The organism is Shewanella sp. Pdp11, from assembly GCF_002838165.1.
Classification (GTDB): Bacteria; Pseudomonadota; Gammaproteobacteria; order Enterobacterales; family Shewanellaceae; genus Shewanella; species Shewanella hafniensis.
In genome coordinates this window covers 1,057,330-1,082,329 of sequence record NZ_CP015194.1, presented here as the reverse complement: position 1 = coordinate 1,082,329, position 25,000 = coordinate 1,057,330, and the positions used below count along the sequence as shown (strand labels likewise).

23 protein-coding genes are annotated in these 25,000 nt (G+C 48.0%); 11 read left to right on the top strand and 12 right to left on the bottom strand.

Features of this window, described 5'->3' with window-relative positions:
- Positions 1-46: 46 nt before the first annotated feature.
- From AYJ58_RS04815 to AYJ58_RS04800, 4 genes are all read right to left on the bottom strand, one after another.
- Positions 47-778: a fumarate reductase iron-sulfur subunit gene (locus tag AYJ58_RS04815; RefSeq protein WP_106649206.1), complete on the bottom strand. Its 732-nt coding sequence runs from the start codon at positions 776-778 to the stop codon at positions 47-49.
- A complete protein-coding gene (locus tag AYJ58_RS04810) occupies positions 778-2,784 on the bottom strand; it encodes a fumarate reductase flavoprotein subunit (protein ID WP_106649205.1) in 2,007 nt (668 codons plus the stop codon). The genes AYJ58_RS04815 and AYJ58_RS04810 overlap by 1 nt, the downstream gene beginning before the upstream one ends.
- Positions 2,785-2,892: 108 nt before the next feature.
- Positions 2,893-3,564, bottom strand: a complete 672-nt coding sequence (locus AYJ58_RS04805; RefSeq protein WP_106649204.1) for a fumarate reductase cytochrome b subunit — start codon at positions 3,562-3,564, stop codon at positions 2,893-2,895.
- 172 nt (positions 3,565-3,736) lie between these two features.
- Positions 3,737-4,459: a fumarate reductase cytochrome b subunit gene (locus AYJ58_RS04800; RefSeq protein ID WP_106649203.1), complete on the bottom strand. Its 723-nt coding sequence runs from the start codon at positions 4,457-4,459 to the stop codon at positions 3,737-3,739.
- A gap of 384 nt (positions 4,460-4,843) precedes the next feature.
- On the opposite strand from AYJ58_RS04800, the gene prmA reads away from it, so the two are divergent.
- The 6 genes from prmA to AYJ58_RS04770 all read left to right on the top strand — a co-directional run bounded on the left by prmA (position 4,844) and on the right by AYJ58_RS04770 (position 12,186).
- Positions 4,844-5,725 (top strand): 50S ribosomal protein L11 methyltransferase, encoded by an 882-nt coding sequence (prmA, locus tag AYJ58_RS04795; RefSeq protein ID WP_106649202.1) that lies wholly within the window; start codon positions 4,844-4,846, stop codon positions 5,723-5,725.
- 174 nt (positions 5,726-5,899) lie between these two features.
- The gene (gene dusB, locus AYJ58_RS04790) at positions 5,900-6,868 is read left to right on the top strand and encodes a tRNA dihydrouridine synthase DusB (protein WP_106649201.1); all 969 of its coding nucleotides are present in this window, start codon (positions 5,900-5,902) and stop codon (positions 6,866-6,868) included.
- Positions 6,869-6,884: 16 nt separating this feature from the next.
- Complete coding sequence (gene fis / locus AYJ58_RS04785; protein WP_006083371.1) at positions 6,885-7,190, top strand: DNA-binding transcriptional regulator Fis; 306 nt, start codon at positions 6,885-6,887, stop codon at positions 7,188-7,190.
- Between the two features lie 331 nt (positions 7,191-7,521).
- Entirely contained in the window at positions 7,522-10,512 is a 2,991-nt protein-coding gene (locus tag AYJ58_RS04780) for a UvrD-helicase domain-containing protein (protein WP_106649200.1), read from the top strand.
- 227 nt (positions 10,513-10,739) lie between these two features.
- Positions 10,740-11,549 carry an iron-sulfur cluster repair di-iron protein gene (gene ric, locus AYJ58_RS04775; protein WP_106649199.1) on the top strand — a complete coding sequence of 270 codons (810 nt, stop codon included), beginning with the start codon at positions 10,740-10,742 and terminating at the stop codon, positions 11,547-11,549.
- 133 nt (positions 11,550-11,682) lie between these two features.
- Entirely contained in the window at positions 11,683-12,186 is a 504-nt protein-coding gene (locus tag AYJ58_RS04770) for an AlbA family DNA-binding domain-containing protein (RefSeq protein ID WP_063884684.1), read from the top strand.
- A gap of 17 nt (positions 12,187-12,203) precedes the next feature.
- Here AYJ58_RS04770 and AYJ58_RS04765 read toward each other — a convergent pair whose 3' ends face one another.
- From AYJ58_RS04765 to lptM, 7 genes are all read right to left on the bottom strand, one after another.
- Positions 12,204-12,782 (bottom strand): HupE/UreJ family protein, encoded by a 579-nt coding sequence (locus AYJ58_RS04765; RefSeq protein WP_106649198.1) that lies wholly within the window; start codon positions 12,780-12,782, stop codon positions 12,204-12,206.
- A gap of 106 nt (positions 12,783-12,888) precedes the next feature.
- Positions 12,889-13,638 carry an HAD-IA family hydrolase gene (locus AYJ58_RS04760; RefSeq protein WP_106649197.1) on the bottom strand — a complete coding sequence of 250 codons (750 nt, stop codon included), beginning with the start codon at positions 13,636-13,638 and terminating at the stop codon, positions 12,889-12,891.
- The gene (gene xerC, locus AYJ58_RS04755; RefSeq protein ID WP_106649196.1) at positions 13,638-14,558 is read right to left on the bottom strand and encodes a tyrosine recombinase XerC; all 921 of its coding nucleotides are present in this window, start codon (positions 14,556-14,558) and stop codon (positions 13,638-13,640) included. Before xerC ends, AYJ58_RS04760 begins: the two co-directional genes overlap by 1 nt.
- 57 nt (positions 14,559-14,615) lie before the next feature.
- Positions 14,616-15,245: a DUF484 family protein gene (locus tag AYJ58_RS04750; RefSeq protein ID WP_011848049.1), complete on the bottom strand. Its 630-nt coding sequence runs from the start codon at positions 15,243-15,245 to the stop codon at positions 14,616-14,618.
- Positions 15,242-16,069, bottom strand: coding sequence for a diaminopimelate epimerase (dapF, locus tag AYJ58_RS04745; RefSeq protein ID WP_106649195.1), 828 nt, complete (start codon positions 16,067-16,069; stop codon positions 15,242-15,244). The genes AYJ58_RS04750 and dapF overlap by 4 nt, the downstream gene beginning before the upstream one ends.
- 76 nt (positions 16,070-16,145) lie before the next feature.
- Positions 16,146-17,390, bottom strand: a complete 1,245-nt coding sequence (lysA, locus tag AYJ58_RS04740; RefSeq protein WP_106649194.1) for a diaminopimelate decarboxylase — start codon at positions 17,388-17,390, stop codon at positions 16,146-16,148.
- A gap of 57 nt (positions 17,391-17,447) precedes the next feature.
- Positions 17,448-17,639, bottom strand: coding sequence for an LPS translocon maturation chaperone LptM (gene lptM, locus AYJ58_RS04735; protein ID WP_168825920.1), 192 nt, complete (start codon positions 17,637-17,639; stop codon positions 17,448-17,450).
- Between the two features lie 79 nt (positions 17,640-17,718).
- On the opposite strand from lptM, the gene cyaY reads away from it, so the two are divergent.
- On the top strand, positions 17,719-18,048 hold the full coding sequence (gene cyaY, locus AYJ58_RS04730) for an iron donor protein CyaY (protein WP_106649193.1): 330 nt from the start codon (positions 17,719-17,721) through the stop codon (positions 18,046-18,048).
- An 83-nt stretch (positions 18,049-18,131) separates the two neighbouring features.
- On the opposite strand, the gene AYJ58_RS04725 is transcribed toward cyaY, so the two are convergent.
- Complete coding sequence (locus AYJ58_RS04725; protein ID WP_106649192.1) at positions 18,132-20,543, bottom strand: class I adenylate cyclase; 2,412 nt, start codon at positions 20,541-20,543, stop codon at positions 18,132-18,134.
- Between the two features lie 202 nt (positions 20,544-20,745).
- Between AYJ58_RS04725 and hemC the strand changes: the two genes are divergently transcribed.
- From hemC to AYJ58_RS04705, 4 genes are read left to right on the top strand one after another with little or no spacing between them, the layout of a single operon-like run.
- On the top strand, positions 20,746-21,678 hold the full coding sequence (hemC, locus tag AYJ58_RS04720; protein ID WP_106649191.1) for a hydroxymethylbilane synthase: 933 nt from the start codon (positions 20,746-20,748) through the stop codon (positions 21,676-21,678).
- Positions 21,679-21,682: 4 nt separating this feature from the next.
- Positions 21,683-22,423: a uroporphyrinogen-III synthase gene (locus AYJ58_RS04715; protein WP_106649190.1), complete on the top strand. Its 741-nt coding sequence runs from the start codon at positions 21,683-21,685 to the stop codon at positions 22,421-22,423.
- Between the two features lie 60 nt (positions 22,424-22,483).
- Entirely contained in the window at positions 22,484-23,665 is a 1,182-nt protein-coding gene (locus tag AYJ58_RS04710; RefSeq protein WP_106649189.1) for a uroporphyrinogen-III C-methyltransferase, read from the top strand.
- A complete protein-coding gene (locus AYJ58_RS04705) occupies positions 23,662-24,828 on the top strand; it encodes a heme biosynthesis HemY N-terminal domain-containing protein (RefSeq protein ID WP_106649188.1) in 1,167 nt (388 codons plus the stop codon). Before AYJ58_RS04710 ends, AYJ58_RS04705 begins: the two co-directional genes overlap by 4 nt.
- Positions 24,829-25,000 lie beyond the last annotated feature (172 nt).

The following is a 25,000-nucleotide window of genomic DNA, read 5'->3' as shown; positions in this document are numbered from 1 at the left end:
ATAAAAAAGCGCCAAACACGTTGGCGCTTTTCATAATGATCACTTATCAAATCAGCGTCATAGCCATCTTGCGGCGTAAATAGGCGATTTGCTGCATGTGTGGTAAATCCTTAGGACAGTTGTCTTGGCAGCCGAGTAAAGTCATACAACCAAACACCCCATCCTGATTACCAATCACATGGTAAAAATCCTCCGCTGTGCGCGCATCACGGCTATCCATCTCAAAACGGGCAATTTTCATCATACCGACGGCGCCGACAAAGGTTTCACGCATTTGCTTAGTCGCGCAAGCTGAAACACACACGCCGCACTCAACGCAGCGCTCAAGCTCATACAGGCGCGCAGCTTCGTCTGGGTCCATTGGATCTTCGAGGCGATGCACGCTGATATCGTTAGATTTTGGATGCAACCACAGCTTTAAGCGTTCGGCGAGTTCACGCATAAATTTACCGGTATTGACCGAGAGATCGCCAATCAACTCAAAGCCAGGCAGCGGCATTAACGTGATTTCGCCCTTGGGATATTTAGCGGTTAAAGTGCGACAGGCCAGCGTTGGGAAACCGTTAATCACCATAGCGCAACTGCCGCAAATACCGGCACGGCAGACAAAGTCAAACTGCAATGAAGTATCTTGCTCTTCCCTGAGTTTATTAAGGGCGATAAATACCGTCATCCCCGGCGTTTCGGTAAGCTGATAACGCACCATTTTCGGCTTATCGTTTGGCTCCTGCGGATCATAACGAAAGATATTAAAGGTTAACTGGCGACCTTGGCTCATTATGATTTTTCTCCTAACGCATTGGCAGATGGGCTTTTTAAGGTATCACTCAAACGTTCATTATTAGGCTGTAAGCTTTCGGGTAATTCAAAGGGCATAAGCGCCCGCTGCCGTTGATAACGGTCCGCATCCTCACCTAGCTCAGCTAAAATATTGGCAATCTGCTGCTCACGTTTTTCGGTGTCGGGATGCACTATGGCGTTGTTGATGCCATAGCCACGATAGCCCGGCGGGAGTTCCATCTTCATCACATCGAGCGCTTCGTAATTCAGCACAGGTTCGAGCGCATCGGCATCGGGCCAACTGGCCAAGGTGCGATTTAGCCAATCACGGTCATTACGCTGTGGAAAATCCTCACGGGCATGGGCACCGCGACTCTCTGTTCGCGCCGCGGCGCCGCAGGCTACGGTTAGCGCCACTTTCAGCATACGCTTGACCCGCAGGGCTTCGACCAGCTCAGGATTGGCGTGACGTTTTTTACACTTAAGCCCGAGTTTACGAGAACGTTCCAGCAACACTTTAAGTTCAGCGACCGCCTTATCAAGCTCGGGGCCATTACGGAAAATCCCCACATAATCCATCATGATGCGCTGCATTTCACGTTTGAGGGCAAAGGCGCTCTCGTGGCCATCACCTTCGATCAGCAGATCAATTTCACTCTGCACCTGCTGCATAAAGCGTTCTGCAAGCTGAGTGTCAATCTCAAGGCTATTGTTCTCACAAAAATCGGCGACATATTTACCGATAATCATGCCGCCAACCACGGTTTCGGCCAACGAATTACCGCCTAAACGGTTAAAGCCATGCATATCCCAACAGGCAGCCTCACCGACACTGAACAAACCTTTAAGCTGTGGACTTTCACCCGTGGCATTGGTTCGAATGCCACCCATGGAATAATGCTGGGTTGGGCGCACTGGGATCCAATCTTTAGCGGGATCGATACCGAGGAAGTTTTCACAAATTTCCTGCACTTCACGCAGGTTGGTTTCGATATGTTTGCGACCTAACAGAGTGATATCCAGCCACAGATGCGGCCCATAGGGGCTATCGACGCCTTTACCTTTACGTATGTGCTCTGTCATGCGGCGTGATACCACATCCCGCGATGCCAACTCTTTCTTATCGGACTCATAGTCTGGCATAAAGCGGTAACCGTCTTTATCACGCAATAAACCGCCATCTCCACGGCAGCCTTCTGTGGTTAAAATGCCCACGGGCACGATAGCAGTGGGATGGAATTGTACCGCTTCCATATTGCCAAGGGTGGCAACGCCGGTTTCTAGCGCGAGCGCTTGGCCTATCCCTTCGCAGATAATCGCATTGGTCGACACTTCATAAATTCGGCCATATCCACCAGTGGCGATGGTGGTGGACTTAGCCACATAAGCCCTCAGTTCACCGGTTATCAAACAGCGAGCGATTACCCCATGGCAGCGCTTACCATCGTGAATAAGTGCCAACGCTTCGATACGTTCATGGACGGGAATATCCATAGAAATCGCTTTATTATCCATGGCATACAACAGCGAATGACCCGTACCATCGGCCGTATAGCAAGTGCGCCATTTTTTTGTGCCGCCAAAGTCACGGGCGTTAATTAGTCCATGGGCTTCCTGCGCCTCATGCAGCGTCACTTTTTGCGCGTTAACGATCACATCTCTTGGGCCAGCACTCACCCTCGACCAAGGTACGCCCCACGTCGCCAATTCACGCACCGCCTTAGGTGCACAGTGAGCAAACATCCGCGCGACATCTTGATCGCAGCCCCAATCGGAACCTTTTACCGTATCTTGAAAATGCACGTCTTCATCATCGCCCATGCCTTTTACGGCATTGCCTAAGCTCGCCTGCATGCCGCCTTGGGCAGCTGCAGAGTGGGAACGTTTTGCAGGAATGAGTGACAGGACTAAGGTATCGAGTCCACGTTCTTTGGACGCGATGGCGACCCTTAAGCCAGCAAGTCCGGCACCTACCACCAATGAATCGGTATAAATCAGTTTCACGCCTGCTCCTTAATCGGGTCATTTATTCTTATGTAGTTTGCGGTGTTCGACATTCTATTCACGATTAGCTTATTCATTGATTTACTTATTCATTAATTGCCGGCGGAATTAACTCGCATGGGGTAAAAATGCCAGCAGTGAAGCTATGCCTACTGTGATAAATAGCACGCTCACAATGGTCTTGATCTTACGTAATCGACTGCGGCTATTGAGATCCCGCGCCGCGCCCCATTTCAAAGCCACACGGTAAATACCAATTGCTGCATGTAACTCCACAGTAAGCAGCAAAGGCAGGTAAACCATCCACACCCCTTGGTTCCAAATACGGTCGGCGCTCCCTTGGGGGCCAATGGTTTCGGGAGCCGAGCCAATAAGCCACAGATGTACTGGCAACAGCAGTAAAATCACCACACCGGTAATAGCTTGCCAACGCCATAGACGCGTATCACTGTGGTTGATCACTTGCATTTGCTGCCGCAATGCCCTTTGCTGGCGCAAACTCATGGGTAACTTTTGCAGCGCAACTAACACATGCACTAACGCAAGAGCCGCGATACCCATTGCAATACCCGTCACCACCAAGGGATAACCGTGGCCATCGTCAGAAAGAAAGCTCAGCTCCATAGTGCGCGCTACCCAATTCATGGCATCGCTACCCAGTAAAATCGATGAGACTAAGACTAAGTGGGTCCACAGAAAAACCGCGAGGATGACGCCAGACAAGCTCTGACTTAAATCCAGCCAAGCACTCGATTTTTTAATAGTTAGTTTGATCGCCATCCTCTCGCCTCATACCGTTGACCTTATCGAGCCAATCTCATTAAGTCTTACTGCAAATTAATATCGCTCACATATCCACACGAAAACGTGAGCCAGATCAATTGAGTGCTGAATAATTAACCTAACGCTTAAATAATAGCAGTGAAACAAAATCCTGCTGCCGGCTCAAAACCTACTCAGGCACGAAAGGCTGTACAGGAATACCCAGCTCACTGCCGATAAATAGATATGAAACTAGGCTCGCAGTACCAAGGCATAGCAAGTAAATAATCAGCACCTTGGCGAATTTTCGCAGGCCTGAGCGTTTGGTGGTTATGCCCCACTTTACCGCGACGCGATACAGGCCAATCATGGCGTGCACAACCACAGCAGGCAGCAACAGCACATACAGCAACCAAGCATTATCGTGATACACCCGCTCAGCCGATAAATGCGGGCCAATTTCAGGATTCAAAATCATAGTGAAGAGATGAACAGGAACGAGGAAAAATAAGATAAAGCCGGTGATCAGTTGCCAAAACCACGCATGGGTATCCTTGTGGTTGATGCTACCCATGTGCAAGCGCAGGGCGCGCCATTGCCCGAGCTGCGCCGGAAAACGCCGCAGTGCCACCGCCGCATGTACTATCACCATCAATAACATAAACACCGAAAACACTTTAGTAACTATAGGGAAACCATGTCCTGTGCTGCTGAACATGCCACCTTCAAGCAACTGCACTACATGGTAAAAAGCCTCTTTACCCAGCAAAATGCTCGACTCAAAATGCATATGCAGCAATAAAAAGCCGCCGAGCATAATCCCAGTCGCACTCTGTAGCCTATCAGCCTTTGCTGACCAAGGATGACCTTGCGATGTACTCACCCTATTGTGAACTCGAGTTATGCTTGTCATCTTGGATTCACCTATGTCGTTTGTCGTTGGCACCTCTTGGCAAACTACACCATAGCAGTAACGCAGATCCGGCTTCAGCATCACAGATTTAAAGCGTGAGCCAACTCACCTGATTGAGTGCAACTCTTAGAACAAGATCACAAAAAACGCACCAAACCAAACAAAGGTAAAACTAATTAACCAATATATTTCATGGTGTTATACAAAAAATTAAAACTGACAATTCGCTTTCCAGCACCAATCGATGCGTGTTCGCTAACACTTTGTCTACGCAGACAAAAACGCTACACCGCGATAGTCAGTCGCAGAACCTTAAGCCATGGTTTACAATAGCGCGATATTTTGAACCCTTAGCGTTTGCACACTCAGCCACAGGATGCCCCCATGCCTTGGATCCAACTCCGAATCAACACCAATAGCGACGACGCTGAAACCATCAGCGACTTGCTCATGGAAGAAGGCTCAGTCTCTATCACCTTTGAAGACGGTAAAGACACCCCTATTTTTGAACCTAAACTGGGCGAAACCCCACTGTGGCGCGATACCGTTGTCGTTGCCTTATTCGATGCAGAAACCGATCTGACACCGACCATCGCCATGTTGAAAACCTTGCCTTTCCTCGGTGAGCACTTCAGCCATAAAGTCGAACAAATTGAAGATAAAGACTGGGTGCGTGAGTGGATGGATAACTTCCACCCCATCCAATTCGGCACGCGTCTGTGGATCTGCCCAAGCTGGCGCGAGATCCCCGATCCAACTGCAGTCAATGTGATCCTCGATCCCGGTCTTGCCTTCGGCACAGGTACTCACCCTACGACTGCATTGTGTTTAGAATGGTTAGACAGCTTAGATTTAAGCAATGAAGAAGTAATTGATTTTGGCTGTGGCTCTGGCATCTTAGCCGTAGCCGCACTGAAACTGGGCGCGAAAAACGTCACAGGTATCGATATCGACTATCAAGCCATCGACGCTTCACGTGCTAATGCCGAGCGCAATGATGTCGCCGACAAGCTAGCCTTGTACTTACCAGAAGATCAACCCGCCGATCTCAAAGCCGACGTACTGGTCGCCAACATTCTTGCCGGCCCACTGCGTGAATTAGCGCCTTTGATCGCAGAACGCGTAAAAACCGGTGGCAAACTTGCCCTTTCCGGTCTCCTCAAAGAACAAGCCCAAGAAATCTCTGACTTTTATAGCCAATGGTTCGATATGGACGCAGCGGCTCACAAAGAAGATTGGAGCCGCTTGACAGGCAAGCGTAAATAGCGCTAAAGGGTGGCGCAACATGCGCCACCGCTGGCTTCCAACTATTTAGCCTCTGACTTCTCGCCGATTAAAAGTCAAGAAAAAAAATTACCTCTAGGTCATTTATTGACCTTTTCACGGCCAACAAAAAGGGCTACTATAGCGCCCCTTTGAAGAGCTAAGGTGAAACATAAAATGCAGATTGGACCCTATCAACTGAACAATCAGCTGATCGTGGCACCAATGGCAGGTGTCACCGATCAAGCTTTCCGTAATCTTTGTCTTCGTTATGGCGCAGCCCTAGCGGTTTCCGAGATGCTTTCATCCAATCCTGAAGTTTGGGATACAGATAAAAGCCGCCAGCGCATGACGCATTCTGGCGAGGAAGGCATCCGCTCAGTGCAAATTGCTGGAGCCGATCCTGATTTAATGGCGCAAGCCGCATTGTTCAATGTTGAACAAGGCGCTCACATCATTGATATCAATATGGGTTGCCCCGCGAAAAAAGTGAATAAAAAGCTGGCTGGCTCAGCGCTGATGCAAAACCCGCCGCTGGTAAAAGAGATTTTACAAGCCGTGGTCGCCGCAGTGAATGTGCCCGTCACGTTAAAGATTCGCACCGGCTGGGAGCCAGAACACAAGAATGGTGTTCAAATCGCCCAGATTGCAGAGGATTGTGGCATCGCCTCGCTCGCCGTTCACGGCCGCACGAGACAATGTATGTACAGAGGCGATGCTGAGTACGACACGATCAAAGCAATCAAACAGAATGTCTCGATTCCTGTCGTCGCCAATGGGGACATCGACAGTCCGGAGAAAGCCCGCTTTGTGCTGGAATACACCGGTGCCGATGCCTTGATGATAGGACGGGGTGCTCAAGGACGGCCTTGGATTTTCAGAGAAATCCAGCACTACTTGGAAACGGGTAATAAGCTAGCGCCCATTGAGGTTGCCGAACAGCGTCAAGTGATGCTGGAACACCTCACCAAACTGTATGACTTATATGGTGAATACAAGGGTATCCGCTTCGCCAGAAAACATATGGGATGGTACCTAGACCAAGAAGCTCAGCGCCAATTTAGGGCTGACTTTAATCGGCTGGAAACCGCTGCAGAACAGTATTCCCTCGTGGAATGTTATTTTGATGAATTAGTACAGAATTAATAAAGAGCAGAATAGAATGTTTGATCAGACAACTAACACAGAAGTTCACCAGCTTACCGTTGGCAAAATCGAAACCGCAAACGGCACTATCAAGCCCCAGTTATTACGTGACGCAGTAAAGCGTGCCGTAACTAACTTCTTCGCACAGTTGGACGGTCAGGAAGCACAAGAAGTTTATGAAATGGTGCTAAGCGAAGTTGAAGCGCCTCTGCTTGACATCATCATGCAACACACTCGTGGCAACCAAACCCGCGCAGCAAACATGCTAGGTATCAACCGTGGTACTCTGCGTAAGAAATTGAAAAAATACGGCATGAACTAATCCTCAAGGATTAAGCTGTTGTATTGAAAAAGAAAAGGCCTGAAGAGATTCAGGCTTTTTTGCTTTCTGACACACAATCTTCTAATGTACGCCTTTCTAATGCGCGCCCTTCTTATGCACATAGTTACACAGTCACCATCATGCTTGGTTCACGCCAACTAAGACATGATTCACCAACACTATGAGCTTGGCTGCGTTTGATGACCAAAATCAATAGACAATCCACACCGACCCATAGCACAACCTTGACGCGAGCCATCGGGTTTTAAGTTATAATGCATTTAAAAATCAGCCTGTTAATTCTAAAACTTTTTTAGCCGTAGGTTTTACATTGTCATTGACTCACTCTGAACAAGATATCAAACACAGTTGGTTTGGCCATTTCTTTATTGGCAAAGCTGATGCGGTAAAACTCAGCGCCAGTGGTATTAGCATTAATCGCACTAAAGGCGGCTTTTTTGCTCACTCTCGCCGCGCTAACAAAGTTGCCGCTGACGAATGCTTTACCTGGCAGCAGCTCGACTCCCCGCCGGTTTTTACCTTAAGTCCGCTCGGATACTTGCTAGGTTTCACTGTATCTGGCAAAGCCTATCAACTGCCGTTTCTGAGCTATTTTGCGCAGCATCAATTTGGCAACGAAATCGCACTGCTTTGGGCGAATGCCAATGGGGCGCGCATTGCTGAGTTAGTGGCGAAAGTCGATAAAATACTGGCACACACTTATTTACGAGAATCGCGTTTAGCAATGATACAAACCAGAGTTGCGCGCGAATATCAGCGTTGGTTTCCTTGGTGTGAAAACCTGCCCTTGGCGGCAAATCTACACACTTTGTTAGCGAGGCTTAAGCAAATCCACCGCTGGACTCGCGCCGATGTAAAACAGCTGCGTGAAAATTACATTCAGTCTCAGCTCGTTAAATTTGCCGACTATTTTGAGCGTGTAGAATCTAACCCCTTAACCGAAAAACAGCGCCGAGCTTGTATTATCGATGATAACAATAACTTGCTATTGGCAGGTGCAGGCACGGGCAAAACCAGTGTGATGGTCGGGCGAGCGGGATATTTACTTAAGAGTGGTCAAGCAAAACCCGATGAAATACTGCTGTTAGCCTATGGCCGTCAAGCGGCTGACGAGATGGATGAGCGGATTAAAAACAAGCTTGGCACTGAGAATATCAAGGCGAGTACTTTCCACAGTTTAGGCTTAAAAATTATTGCCGATGTTGAGCGCGCTAAACCCAGTTTGTCCCCTTGGGCAGAAGATGACAAAGCCAAAGCGCTGTGGGTGCACAATACCCTTGAGACTTTGATTGAAGATGTGGCTTACCGTAAGCAGCTTTTCGAGTACTTCAGCCGTTTCTATTATGTTGAAAAAAGCCCGTTCGAGTTCGAGGTGGAAGGTGAGTATTTTCAATACTTGAATGATAACGATATTCGCAGTCTTAAAGGTGAGCGAGTCAAAAGCTTTGGTGAGCTCTACATTGCCAACTGGCTATTTAGCAACGGCATCGAATATGTTTATGAAGCTAAGTATGAGCATGATGTGCGCAGTATTGAATTTCGTCAGTATCAACCCGATTTCTATCTGCCTGAATATCAAGTTTATCTTGAATACTATGGTATTGATGAACACCACAATACCGCCCCTTATATCGATAACCAAAAGTACTTGGAATCGATGGCATGGAAACGCCAGCTACATCAACAACATGGTACTAAGTGTATTGAGCTATTTTATTACCAACATAAAAACGGGTCGTTAATCGGTAAGCTTGAGCAAGCTTTACAGATCTTTAAAGTGCAATACGCGCCCTTACCCGATGAAGCCATACTCGCCACCCTGCATGAACTAGGCCGCGTAACCGAATTGGCAAAAATGTTTAGTCAGCTGATTGGCCTATATAAAGCAACTTGCCTTGATGAACATGGTCTTGAGGGAGTATTTGCCCGCGCCGCCGATGCTCAGCAGACCCGTAAGGCATTCGAACTGCTTGAGCCCATCCTCACGCGCTATGAGCAACATTTAGCAATAAATGGCGACATTGATTTTGAGGACATGATTGGCAAAGCGCTGACGTATCTACAACGTGGGCAATTTATTAGCCCGTGGCGTTTTATTATGGTGGATGAGTTCCAAGATATTTCAGAACCACGTGCCCGCTTAGTGCGTGCCTTGAGGGATTCCAGTGCGCCACATTCTAAAGCGCAGGCGTCTTTATTTTGTGTCGGGGATGACTGGCAGGCAATTTATCGCTTTAGCGGTGCAGATGTGAGTTTAACCACGCAGTTTACTCGCTATTTTGGCCCAACCGCCCTAAGCAAACTAGATCTAACTTTTAGGTTTAACAGCAGTATTGGGAAGGTTGCCACCCAGTTTGTCAGCCAAAATCCCACACAATTGAGCAAGGATATTCGCTCCCTCACGCAGGTTACCTCCCCCGCAGTTTCAATAATACGCCGAGGAGAAAACGAACCTGCCAGTAAAGATGAGCCAAGCCCGAATGCACTGGAACAAGCATTAACGGCAATAAGTGCAAGGATAAGCGCCGGAAGTGACAAACTTAGCAGCGTACCGAGTGTCTATTTGCTGGCCCGTTTTAGGTTTCAGTTACCCGATAACAGCCAAGTTAACCAACTTAAAACTAAGTACCCCAACATGAAGATTGAGTGCCAATCTTTTCATGCTTCGAAGGGGAAAGAAGCCGATTATGTGGTGATCATGGGGATGAAGACGGGAATGCATGGCTTTCCGTCGATGAAAATTACGCCGCCGATACTGGATGCTTTTTTACCTAAAACTGAAGCATTTGAATTTGCAGAAGAACGCCGACTATTTTATGTCGCGTTAACGCGGGCAAAACACCGCGCCTATGTGACTGCCGATATGACAGATGTGAGTCCTTTCGTCACTGAACTGCTTACAAAAAGCTACGATATTGAACAAGATGAGTTCAACACCTCGTTAGTGCAAAGGTTATTTGAAGAAGTAAAATGCGTGCGTTGTAGCACGGGAACGCTTAAGCCTAGAACGGGGAATTTTAAATCGTTTTATTCTTGCTCACATTTTCCCTTGTGTGATCACAAGGAGCAAGGCTGTGAACTTTGCGCTAGCCCAATGACCCGCACACGCTTTGCTGGCTTTAAGGTATGTTTGAATGAGAACTGTGGTCATATAGCACCACTTTGTAGCCTCTGTGGCGGCGATATGCTGTTAAAGGATGGTCGATTCGGCCCCTTTTGGGCCTGTCGCAATTACCGCGGGCAAAACCTACCCAGTTGTACGAATACACTAAACAAGGCCAAGTTATCGCTCCCAAATTAAGTGATAAAAAGCGAAACACTTTGGCATTTTCGTCAATCTGTATTTCAAGGTTACGAGAGCCAATTTGCAACTCCAAGCTAAGGCGGCCACCTACTCCTTAAGAGATATTTCGCTCAATTAACTGTGATATCATCAGCAAATCCTGAGTATTTTAGTCGGGTTTAGTTGCTACGCATTAAAGCTGCAAATAATATGAATGTAAATTTATTGCTGCTTTGGAGCTATTTATGTCTGCTACTTCTACCCCAAAAGATGCACAAGCCACTGGCCATAGAGTGGATTCTCAACCTCGCCATGATGCACAACTTGGTCAAGGTTTTCCGCTTAGTGAGAGCACTCAGGATAACCACTGGCTAGAACAAAAAGTCGGTGAGTTGGTTGCCGAAGATTTTCGCCGCGCCCATGTGTTCAGCCAATTTGGTATCGATTTCTGTTGTGGCGGCGGTAAACCGCTGTCGATCGCCTGCGAGCGTGCAGAAATAGATCCCGCAAAAGTGGTTGCTGCACTGAATGCCGTAACACTGACTGGCAGCAAAGAAGATGAATTGAATCAATTACCCTTAGATCAACTTATTGAATATATAGAATCAACGCACCATCAATACGTGCGCGAAAAAGCACCGTTATTGGTCGAATACTCTGAGAAGATGGTCCGCGCCCACGGTGAGCACTATGCCGAAATAGTTCCCTTTGCGGGTTGGGTACGTGCTTTAGTAGAAGACTTGATGCCGCATTTAATGAAAGAAGAAAAAATACTGTTTCCGGCGATACGCGGTTTGAGTCAAGCAGAGCACATTGAAACTTGCTTTGGCCATATTGGTAATCCCATCAATGCGATGCAGCACGAACATGAAGAAGTCGGTTTGATCTTGCAAAAATTACACGAGCTCACGAACGACTTCACGCCACCGGAACATGCTTGCACTACGTGGCGTGTGTGTTATGCCACGCTAGCGGAATTTGAGGCTGATTTACATCAGCATATTCACTTAGAAAACAATATTCTATTTCCTAAGGCATTAGGCCTCGCTCAATAATCGATTGGCTGTTTCTGCTGTGATGTCCCTTCAATTTCGGATCATCCGCAGAATTTTGAGGCTGGACCTAGGTCTGGCCTTTCAATTGTTGGCGTGCTACAACAAGTTATGTGTCGCTGACGGATAAGCTGCCATGACATTTCAATCATTTGCACTCGATGATATTGCCAATTTGCACGAATCGGCCCAAGTAGAGTTTAAACTCGCCGGTGGCCGCGACGGCCTAGGTCAATTACCCGAAGATATTTGGGCGACTTATAGCTCCTTTGCTAACACCTTGGGTGGCGAGATCATCCTAGGCGTACGCGAAGAACGTGGCCATTTCAGCATTGAAGGCATTCCCAATCCGCTTCCTGTTTTACAAGAGTTTTGGGAAATCCTCGATAATCCTAGCCGCACTAGCCATAATATTTTGGCGATATCAGATGTGCAGATTATTGAAATTATGAATAAAAAGCTGATTCGTATCCGCGTACCGCTGGCACCAGAGCAGCTCAAACCTATCTATGTCGGCGGCGATCCTTACACAGGGAGTTATTTTAGGGTGGGAGATGCCGACATGCATGCAAGCCGTCTGCAGGTCAATCTACTGTTACGCCGCGCCCATCTTTGCATGAAGCAACTCAAGGCGCGTTAATCCGACATGTTATTACGTCAAAATCCAGCTAACAAATAACCGCCCATAGCCGCAATTGCTGCGCCCGTAACACGCATTAAGTTACGCTGCCCAGTCATCGGCTGCATTCCAAGGCCTATCATAACGCCGCCTAAATGGATCACTGCAGTGCCAAATAAAAAACCTAGGGCATACAAGACCGGGCTTGCCAATTCAGGCATTTCTGCGCCGTGGGCATGTCCGTGGAAAATCGCAAATACGCCCACAAAGGCCATGGCAAATAACAATGGGATTTGACGATCAAAAGCGATGGCAAGACCGAGTAACAATACCGAGAGGGCAATGCCGATTTCAACGAAGGGAACGGCAATGGCGTATAAGCCTAAAATCCCGCCCACTAACATAAAGGTGACAAACGCTAAGGGGACAGTCCAAATTGCGCGGCCACCCAGCTGGGTGCTCAACATGCCTACGCTCAACATAGCCAGCAAGTGATCGAAGCCCAATACCGGATGATTAAAACCCGACATGAAACCGCCACCCGAATGGATCTCATGGGCCGATACCGGCGCTGTCCAACATAAAGTGAGCAGTAATAACAACCCGATACGCACCATAACACAGCCTTAGTCAGTGACTTCAGTAATATTAGGCTTAACTCTAGTGCAAATTTAGGAGGCAAACCTTGATCTCAATCACCCTTAGATTAGCAAAGATGCAGATTCAACAGTGCTCGCGGGATTCGTTTGCGTCGATAGCCAGCACTTTGATTAACGCGTCGAGAGCATTAATTTCTAAATGGGGCAGCAAAGCAGCGATAGGTAAGGAATCGACTCGGCCAAAACTCGGATTCAACCACACAGACTGACACCCCGCCAGCCGCGCCCCGCGCACATCGGCATTCATGCTGTCGCCAACATGCAGTAAGTGTTGCGGTGCAATCTTTAACCGCGAGCAAGCTAATTCGAACATGTCTTTAGCGGGTTTCATATGCACGCCATTGCCAGGATGCAACACAAACTCAAAGGCATCGCCCAAACCAATTCGCTCGGCATCCACATTGCCATTGGTGATGCCGATTAATCTAAAATGCTGCGATAAGCGTTTAAGTAACAAGAGCACTTCGTCAGATACTTGAAAATGGCTGCGATGAAAATAAAAACACGCTAACCCTTGCTCGGCGCCGCGTTCGGCTTCAGTCGCCGAATACCCTAGCTGTATTAACCCTTGGCGAAGCGTAGCTAAGCGGGCGGCGCTGGTATCGTGGGCAAGCTCGCGATTTTGCTGCAACAGTTGCAGCTTTAGCCTGCGCCAATCATGGGGTTGCCACGCCTGCGACAATGGATAAGTCTGCAACAGAAACGTTGCCAGCTCGGCTTCGGCATTTAAAATATGCGGTAGATTGTCGTACAGGGTATCGTCGAGATCGAAACTGATCGCTTGAATATTTTGAGGTCTTAGATAACAACGCATTATTTATCCTGTGTTTTCTTCGCTCTAGGATGGGCGTTATCATACACCTTAGCTAAGTGTTGGAAATCCAAACTGGTATAAATTTGCGTGGTCGCTAGGTTCGCATGGCCCAATAATTCTTGCACCGCCCGCAGATCGGCGCTCGCTTCTAACATGTGAGTGGCAAAGGAATGGCGCAGTTTATGTGGATGCACGCGCACCGATAATGCCTGTTCTTGCCCCCATTTCGCCATCCGCGCTTGAATACTACGATGGGAGAGTCGCTTACCCTTTTCGGTCACAAATAAGGCGTCATCTTCACAGGGGATCTGCTTTCGGCAATTAAGCCAATTTTGCAGCGCAGTAATCGCTAAACGACCGACAGGGACGATACGTTCCTTATTGCCTTTACCTAAGACTCGCACTTCTTTCAAATCGTATTGCACACTGGATAAATTAAGCGCGGCGAGCTCCGCTAAACGTAAGCCACTAGAATAAAACAATTCCATCATGGCTTTATCCCGCAGACTCAGCGGATCTGTACCTTCAATATCCAGTAAATGACTGATGGCATCGACATCGATATTCTTCGGCAGCGGTTTGGCTTGTTTAGGAGCACTTAAGCCTTTCGCGGGATTAAGCTCAATCACGCCTTCGCGCAGCAAAAATTCACCCCATTGCTTTACCGCCGATAAACACAGGGAAAGCGAGCGTGGGCTTAAGCCTTTGCGGTGCAATTTAGACAATACTTGCTGCCAATGCTCGCGGCTCACATTGAGTAAATGCACGCCTTCAGGCAAGAGATCGCTTCCGCGATTAAGCTCAAAAAGATAATTACGTACTGTATGGGCCGACAACTGCCGCTCGGTACTCAAATAGCGTTCAAAGGTTTGTAACCATTGAGTATTAAGCGCCGACACTTCGCCTGTTTGCCTACTCATATCGGTTTCCTCATGGGTTTTGCTAAGCCTTGAGTGAGCACAATCGCTCGACAGCCATTACAGCTTAGCGAGCATGTGCGCCAGCAAACGCCGCAGTTGTTCCAGCAGCATATTATCCATATCGGGATGAAAATGGGTGGCATCTTGGCTGGCAATAGCAAAAATGACTGGGTTGTCTTCCGACAATTTCGTCAGTGCCACTGACCCCACTTCGCTACCAAATAGGCGTTTAGCCTCTTGCTGCGTGAGCCGACCAAAGTAGTGACCTTTATGCAGCCTTTGATCCCAAATTGCCTTCATATCGGTATCGAGCACACTGATTAAACGCACATGGCTGAAATTAAACTGTAATTTCAAACTGTCGGCCAACACTTCTTTGAGTGACACTAGATCGGCACAATTTAATAACTGAAAGGATAACTCGGTATTGAATTGGTAAATCTTCTCGTTGCGCGCCGCCATGGTTAACAGGCTAGTAATTTCTTCTTCCAACTGACTCACTCGCTGGCGCAGCATTTCTTGACGACGTTCCACCAAAGAGATGGCGCCGCGCTCCATGTGAGGCAAGCGCATCGCCAGCAGCAACTCGGGATAGCGATTAAAAAAGTCAGGATTATCCAGCAGATACTCGCGAATAATCAACTCATCGAAAGGCACATCCGTCTGCGGCATCAAGGGCTCTGTCATAACTGAATTTGTCCATCGTAAACGTGCTGCGCGGGCCCAGTCATCCACAAAGGTTTCCCCTCGCCTTCCCAGTTAATGGTTAAAGTACCGCCGGGTAAATCCACCCGCACTTGCTGGCCGAGCTTCCCTTGCACTTGACCTACAACTACAGCTGCACACGCGCCAGTGCCACAGGCCAAGGTTTCGGCCGCGCCGCGCTCATACACCCGCAGCTTAATGTGACCTGAGTCCACGACCTGCATAAATCCCACATTCACACCACGGGGAAAACGCTCATGCTTAGTGAGCATGGCACCAATTTCAGCAACGGAGGCACTCGCCACATCTTCAACGTCGAGCACGCAATGGGGATTACCCATAGAAGCCGCGCCACATAAAAAGGTTTGCAGCGGTGTTTGCAGTAAATAGGTTTTCTCAGCTTTCTTAGCTTTAAAGGGGATCTGACTCGGTTCGAGGATCGGCACGCCCATATTCACGGTAACTGTACCATCGCGTTCTAAGCGCAGAGTCATCTTACCAGACGAAGTACTAACACGGATTTTACTCTTGTTAGTCAGGCCTTTATTACGCACAAAACGGGCGAAACAGCGGGCGCCATTGCCGCATTGTTCTACTTCAGAGCCATCGGCATTGAAGATGCGATAATGAAAATCTAAATCGGGATCATAGGGCGGCTCAACCAAGAGTAGTTGGTCGAAACCTATGCCAAAGTTACGGTCGGCTAAACGGCGGATTTGCTCAGGCGAAAAGAACACGTTCTGCGTGACCCCATCGACCACCATAAAATCGTTGCCCAGTCCGTGCATCTTAGTGAATTGGATCAAGATACTTATCCTTTAAGCCGAGGCGCCGCTCATAAAGTATGAAACCAAGCGCCTGAATCAATATAATTTTTCTAGTTTACGGCAGGAGTTGCTCACCTTGCCAGAGCTGAGACAATTTTTCTCGCTCACGCACTAAGAAAGCCTGCTCACCATCGACCATCACTTCAGCCGCACGAGGACGAGTGTTGTAGTTAGAGGCCATAGCAAAACCATAGGCACCACTCGAACGCACCGCCAGTAAATCACCCGCTGCTAACGCGAGCTGGCGATTTTTACCTAAAAAGTCTCCGGTTTCGCACACTGGGCCAACAATATCAAACTCATAGACCTCTGAGTTCCTTGGCACGACTGGAATAATATTTTGCCATGCGCTGTAAAGTGCAGGACGAATCAAGTCATTCATCGCGCCATCGACAATCGCAAAACGCTTGTCGCTGTTTTCTTTAAGATACAGCACCTGAGTAACAAAAATCCCCGCATTGGCGGCAATCGCACGGCCCGGCTCGAAGATAAGCTTCAGTTGACGGTCGCCCAAACGCGCTAATATGGCGGCGGCATACACATCCGGATGCGGCGGCGTTTCGGTATCATAGGTCACCCCTAAACCGCCACCCACATCGAAATGTTCAATAATGATACCTTGCTCCGCCAGACGATCGATCAACGCTAGCATACGATCCATAGCATCGAGGAATGGTTTGATTTCAGTTAGTTGTGAGCCGATATGGCAATCGACACCTTTCACTTTTACATGTGGCAACGCATGGGCACGGGCGAAAACGATTTCAGCCTCATCCATAGCGATACCGAATTTGTTTTCTTTAAGGCCAGTCGAAATATAGGGATGGGTGCCCGCATCCACATCGGGATTAATCCGCAGGGACACAGGCGCGACTTTACCTAAACGCCCTGCGACCAGATTTAACTGCTCAAGCTCGGCACTCGATTCGACGTTAAAGCAATAAATGCCCAGATTAAGTGCCTGTTCCATTTCAGCCGCAGTTTTACCCACGCCAGAGAACACCACTTTGGCGGGATCGCCGCCCGCTTCTATCACTCTGGCTAACTCACCGCCCGACACAATATCAAAACCACTGCCTAAACGTGCCAGCACATTCAGTACGGCCAAGTTCGAATTAGCTTTAACCGCGTAACAAATCAAATGTGGATGATCTGCCACGGCGTTATTAAAGGCATGCCAATGGCGCTCTAGCGTGGCGCGGGAATAGATATACAGCGGCGTACCATAGGTTTGAGCTAAGTCGGCGACCTGGCAGCCTTCGGCGTGCAGGGCATTTTGTTGGTAGAGAAAGTGATCCAATGTCTGATTCCTTACTGCGCTTTATCGCTGCGATAGTGATGATAGTTATAGCTGCTATTATTGTTGTGTTTTTTGTACTTCGATGGCTCGAATTTCGGTTTTAATCTCTTCTACTTCAGGCTCAGGTTTAGACGCCTCAACCTTTTTAGGCTGATTCACCTCTGTGGCCGGAGATCGATAGAGGGGGCCCTTCTGGCCGCATGCAGTAATGAATAGGCTACCAAGCAATAACAATAAAAACAGTCTCATTTTTCTCAACATCTGTGCATCTGGTGACTAATGGCCTTATAATCGCACCCATCTTGACGAAAGCAAAGGACAGAAATGCATGGCCATGACAGATACAGAATTTCACCAGCTCGCCGATGACATGTTCCAAGCCATAGAAAATGCGATTGAAACTGCGATTGATGAGCAAGATGCCGATGTTGATATCGATGCCAGTGGCAACGTATTGCAATTAGAATTTGTTGATGGCTCTAAGATAGTGATCAACAAGCAAGAACCTTTGCATGAGATTTGGGTCGCCACGCGCTTTGGTGGATATCACTTTGGTTTTGTTGAAGGTAAATGGATGGACGGACGTAATGGCGGCGAGTTTATGCCATTCGTGCAAGAGTCTATCGCACGCCAAGGCGGAATTGAGCTTAGCTTTTAATCTAAGCCTGTCGTAGTGCAAAACCGTAATAGTACAAAACAATAATGGGAGTCTTGGCTCCCATTATTTATGTTAAAAACCAGCTAAAACTCAGTGTCTTGATCGCTAACATCGATACCAAACGGCGCTACAGTTAACTCCCCCGCCACTCGCACTAGATGGAAAAATTGCGGAATATTAAACCGCGCCCGTGAAGCATAATGCTCATCGAACACATAGTGATGGCTCACTTTATTTACCAACTCGGCCATGTTTGATCCCGCCTGCACGTAATGGCTTAGTTGATTTTCCTCATCGAGGATAAATACATCCAAGTTATCGACCCGTTGGCGTAGAAAATACTGAATCGCGCCTTTAGCCGCATAGTTTTGCACCACTTTAGGCATACTCGAAAAGGGATCGTCACCTAATTCAGGCCGCGGCAATAGTACAAGATGACTGCGGGATAACTGTTGATAAAATGACTTGGCATCGCTCAAGTCCTGATAAGCCATACCTAAAGGATTAAAAAAGATCCCATAGCGAGTACGACTTATCTGCAGTGGCTGCACTAAGGTGCTGGATTGCTGCACTTGTTGGCACAAACGCATGGTTTGTTTTAGTAGATTTTTCACTGCTAATTTAAGCTGTGGGCGTAACTTCTGTGAACAGCTGATCACATCCATATCCACGGGTAAGCTGGCCCGCCTGAGTCCCGGCGTCACAAAAGCTAAGGCTTGCAATACCGCCGTATCGCCTTCGAAACGATGGCACTGCCATTCACCCCAACTATTCAAGCAAATCGCATCTAACGCACCAAGCATATTGGCTTTTTTACGCCCGAGTGAGAACACGTTCGCATTCATCACATCGACCATCATTTCCTGTCCTTGCCATTCAATGGTGGGATCGCAGTCTAGATTAAGCACGAAAATCAGCTTACGAAAATGCCATGGCTGGCATAAGTCACGTTTAGATACCCGCCAATCGTGGTCGATAAAATTCAGTAACCGCTTAGAAGCTTCGGTAAGCCGTTTCGACTTTGCCTTACTCTGACCATATTCATGCCATTGCGTATCAGGGGTCGAAATTCCGTTTAGACATGCCCAGATCATTAAGGCGGATGGCGTTTTACCCTTACATATCGCCGACTCACCCAACAGATTTAGTGGCTGCGGCCCTTGGCGATAAAGATAATATTTCCGCTCGCGAGAGCTTGATACCATAGTCACTTCGGACTCGGCGACCGAGACACTCCACAGTAAATTCAGCTTAGCGATTTGGTCTTCATCTTGGCTAAAATAAGTGTGTAATTTACGAGTCAGCATGCCCAGCTCTTCAATCCGCAAGCCTTCATTAAGCTCATGGGTCGATGCAAAGCGCAGTAAAGTTTGGTAGCTTGCCAACAAAAGCTCATTCAACTGCTCGTTAAACCAATTGAGCTGACCACTGTGCCAATGCTCGCAATCGTCTAGGGTGCTGATCAAACTATCGGGCCATTGCCAATCCTGCACCAATTTTTGCAGTTTAGGATAACGCCAATCTTTGCCCTCTTGGGTTCGGCTCAAGTGCACGCCACATTTGAGATAAAAGCAGCGCCGTGCAATCTCAAGTCGACGGGTATCATTCTGCTTAAGCAAATAGGTTTCGATAATCTCGTAGATAGAGTAATAGGCATCATTCGATGTCGAAAAATCGCCAGCTAAAGTTTTCTGCCAGAGGCGATCACAAAGCACAGTTGAATGTGGATAATCGCTGGCATAAGCCTCGAGCAGCAATACTTTAATCAGCGCCTTATGGGGCTTTTCTAAGCCTTTATAGAGCTGCCATAACGAAGCGCCAAAGTACTCACTCGCAGGTAATTCATGTACATCGCCTAAAAACAAGAGGGCGGGATTAAGTTTAGCGTCTGGCCACCATGCAATCGTTTTACCCGCCAGACGAATTTGACTACGATAAAATTCTTCCAGTAATAACCAGTGCTGAGTACTACCACTGTGCTCATGGGCCATGGCAGACTGGCAACCACGCTGCGTTTGATCACCACAAAACTGTTGCGGATGAACTAAGTAAAAGTTCACCTCAAACTGATACTCGGCAAACCAAGCCGTCAATCTATCGGTTTTAATCCTGATCAGCGCTAACTCTTCAGGGCTTAAATCGGCTCTATGCACTAACCAAACATCGACATCACTCTTGGTATTTTGGCCAAAACTGCCAGTACTGCCCATGGCATATACGCCATCAAAGGCATTGATGTCCGCTTCTTGGATAATAAAAGGCAGCGAGAACACATCACAGGCTTGGGACTCTATCTCACCTTGTTGATACTCGTTAATACCACAAGGTGTATTGGCGGCATGATAGCCAGGATACTGAACGCTGTTCTGATGAATTAAAAAGGGGATCAAATGGAATAAGTGTTTTTGCAGCGGCGATAGTAAAGCCAAAGCGCGCGCAATGCGGACCTTGTTAAGTCTTTCAGCTATATCAGGAAACTGTATTTGCCGATCCATTCAAAAACACAACACTTAAGCACTTATGAGAAGTGTGCTCATGTTAACACTTTTGCAAACACGAGCAACTATATGTGAAGTGCATCACACTTTTATACTGTTGAGAACATCGCCGACTTCAAAGAATCGATACGGCTTCCTTACATAAACGATTTGCCAATGTTAGCATTGGCGTAACTAAGATCTTTGATGGAAACTAGGCATGTCTGAGAACCGCATCCGTATCGCAACCCGCAAGAGTCCGCTGGCCATGTGGCAAGCTGAATTTGTTAAAGCCGAATTAGAACGCATTCACCCAGGTATTGTGGTGGAATTGCTGCCAATGAGTACCAAAGGCGACGTTATCTTAGACACGCCGCTAGCCAAAGTGGGCGGTAAAGGGTTGTTCGTCAAAGAGCTTGAAGTCGCTATGTTAGACGATCTTGCCGATATCGCAGTGCACTCAATGAAAGACGTGCCCGTCGACTTCCCTGAAGGCTTGGGCCTTGAAGTCATTTGCGAGCGCGAAGATCCCCGCGATGCCTTTGTATCGAATTTATATAAATCGATCAGCGAATTACCATTAGGCGCAACTGTGGGCACCTCGAGCCTACGCCGCCAATGCCAACTGCGCGCATCACGCCCCGACCTCATCATCAAAGATTTACGCGGTAACGTGGGTACGCGTTTAGCTAAGCTGGATAACGGTGAATACGATGCCATTATTCTTGCTGCTGCAGGCTTAATTCGCCTGAAATTATCTGAGCGGATTGCTAGCTTTATCTCTGCTGAAGAATCCTTGCCCGCCAACGGCCAAGGCGCTGTGGGTATCGAATGTCGCACCAACGACGAACGCGTTAAGGCCCTACTGGCACCATTAGAACATTTAGAAACGCGCTACCGTGTGATTGCCGAGCGCGCGATGAACACGCGCCTAGAAGGTGGATGCCAAGTGCCGATTGGCGCATTTGCTGAAATCGATGGTGATGAGATGACATTACGCGGCCTAGTCGGTAACCCTGATGGTAGTGAAATCATCGAAGGCGTGATCACAGGTCCAAAAACCGAAGCGACACAATTAGGTGTTGCCCTTGCTGAAGAGTTACTCAGCAAAGGTGCCAAAAGCATTCTCGACGCCGTTTACGCTAAAGCCTAAGTCAATGAAAGTCTTACTGACGCGCCCCGAGGGGCGCAATCAGTCCATGGTCGATGCCTTGAATGAACGAGGCATTGCTCACTGGGTCACACCTCTGCTGTGTGTCGAAGCAACGCCTCCAATCGCAATGAATACCCCGCATCCCTTGGCACACGCCGATATGATTATCTGCATCAGCGCCAATGCAGTGACTTTTGCTGATAACGCCTTAACTAATGCGGATCCACACACCAAAGCTTGGCCTCAAGCTCAATACTTCGCCGTAGGACATGCGACTTGGGAAGCATTAGATCTGCTCGGTATTTCGGCACTCGAAGCCCCAGATGATTGCCAGCAAACCGAAGGGCTACTCACGCTCGCGCAGCTGCAAGAGATTAAAGATAAGCAGATTACTATCATACGTGGCGTCGGTGGGCGCGAAGCCTTAGCCGAACAATTGACTGAGCGCGGCGCAACAGTACGCTATTGGGAAGTGTATCAACGAGCTTGCCCGCCACTTGATGGACGACAGTTAGCACTACAATGGCAAGCCTTTGGGATAGACACTATTGTGGTGACCAGCGGTGAAGTACTGGATAACCTGATTAATTTAGTGCCAAAAGAGTTATTTGCATGGCTGCGCTCATGTCATATCATAGTCCCAAGTAACCGAGTAGAAGCTCAAGCTCACGCCTTTGGTATAACCCAAGTCACCAATGCCAATGCCGCCAACAGCAAAGCCGTGCTAAACGCCCTTAAACTCTAAGCGCTATTTAGCCCGATTTTACTCGAATTTCGGCAGTAGCATGTTTTCAAGGACTGTTAAATGGATAACAACAAGCACGACGCAAAGAGCCCAGAATCAGAGGCTACCGCTATTATTGTGTCACCGGAAACGACCGATGACATATCCGCAACATCGGCGTCATCCACAGAATCCCAAACAGCCAAAGCCACAACTTCAACTGCACCAAGCCAAACGCCAGCCTCCAATAGAAGCTCGTGGGCAATTCGCTTTGGAGTGTTATTAGCGCTAGGTTTAACCGCTTGCACTCTTGGTGGCGGTTTTATGCTGTACCAACAGATGCAACAGCAACTGCTAGCGCAGGATGCGAAAAATATCGCCCTGCAGGACCAATTACAGCAAGCACTATTGCAGCCAAATCAACGTATTGGCCAGCTTGAACAGCAGCAACTGAATGATGCTAAGACTTACCAAGAATTAACAAAATTAGCAGAAGACCAAAATCAGCTGCAGGACAGGGTCAATAAACTTGCCCAGCGCAGCCCAACACATTGGATGGCCTCTGAAGCCGAATATCTAGTGAATATGGCAGGCCGTAAACTTTGGTTAGAGAAAGATCCCCGCACCGCCACCGATCTATTAAAGTCGGCGGATGAAACCATCGCCGCGATGAATAATCCGGCGTTACTGCCGATTCGTAAGGCGCTGGCAAAGGACATCGCCGCCACGGCCAGCATTAAAACCACAGATATTGATGGCAGTGTGTTGGCGCTCGATGCCTTAATTGAACAACTCGATAAGCTGCCGCTCAATCGCGCCGACGCAGAAACCGATGCCCCAGAAGATACAACGATTACTGGCGATTTGAATGATTGGCAGAGCAATCTGGGCAAAACGTGGAAAGCGTTAACCCAGGACTTTATTACCATACGCCACAAAACCGCCGATGCGCCCGCTTTACTCGCACCAGAACAGCAATGGTATATGGTGGAGAATATTCGCCATAAACTGCTGCAATCCCAACTTGCGTTATATCGCTACGACAGAGCGACTTATCACCAATCATTGATGATGGCGCGCAAGTGGATCCAAAGCTATTTTGATACGCAAGATCACAAGACAGCTGAGGCCATCGCCGAAATCGATAGATTAGCAACCTTAGAACTTAATCCTATTACCCTGAAATCTTTTGCAGCTAAACCTCTGTTATTACAGCTGACGAGTTATGGCGAGCTGACCTCATCAGAGGATGCGCCGCTATGATCAAGATATTAATTTACTTAGGAATTGTGCTAATAGGACTCTGCATCAGCCCTTGGCTAGTTGGCAATACAGGTTATGTCTATATTGCTGCGGGTGACTACCAGATTGAGACCAGCTTAGTCTTTGGGATCATTGCGTTAATTGTATTTTATGCGGTGTTCCAAGTACTCGAATGGCTAGTGATTAGCGCCATCAATCTGATGCTGCGCAGCCGTTTTATTCCCCATCACTGGCGCCGCCGCTCGGCAAAAAAGCATACCTTAATGGGTGCACTGGCTCTGGCTGAAGAAGATTGGCCTGCAGCAGAACGCGCCATGATAAAAGGCGCTGACAATGGCGAACTCCCTGCGCTTAACTTACTGGCAGCGGCCCGTGCAGCTCAGTATCAACAAAAAATAGCCGAGCGAGATCAATATCTTGATCGTGCGGCAACACAACCCCTTGCCGCGAATGCCGTCGCAACCACTCGTACTCGATACCTCCTAAAACAAGGGGAATTAGCCCTAGCCCGCGCTGAGCTGGATAAGCTAGCACCGACGAGCAAGAGTAAAGCGCCAGTACTCAAACTTGCTCTCGAGTTATACCGAGCTCAAGAGGATTGGGATGCGCTCAAGCTGTTAATACCTATTTTAAAGAAACGTCAGATCCTCGGTGATGCTCAGTTGAATGAGCTCAATATCGCGACTAATTGCGCGTTACTCAAAGCCGCAGCCATCAAAGGCGAAGAAGCTTTAGAACAGTGCTGGCAGTGGTTATCCCGCAGTGAACGCAATCAATCTGAGTTTTTAGCGATTTACGCCATGGGTTTATGCCGCTTTAATCGCAAAGACCAAGCGCTGAAACTACTCGCGAAAAAATTACGCACCGCTCCCGAGCCAGCACTTTTACATGCAATTCCTGAAATCGCGACAGCCCAAGACACAGAGATCCGTAAACAGTTACTCAAACATGAAGTCACCCATGAGAATAATGCGGACTACCAGATGTGTTTGGCTAAGCTTTATCAGCAAACGCGGGATATGAAAGAAGCCAAAAGCTGTTGGCAGAATGTGTGCCGACTCGAACCAACAAAAGCCTCATGGCTGGCGCTTGCACGGATTCAAGAACAGTTAGGCGAGCAAGGTAACGCCAATCAAAGCTATCGCCAGGCGGTTAACCTATAGTTCAGCGACCCTAATAAAGATAACGCCGTGATTTGCACCGTGATGTAAATCGCGGCAGTTGTTATTCAAGAAAGTTCTTGCCTGATTTTGGCTCAAAAATGTGGTTTGCAAGCTCAGATTGCATCCTTTTCATAAAAAATTAACCTTCCAATCCCAATTAATTTGTTATAAA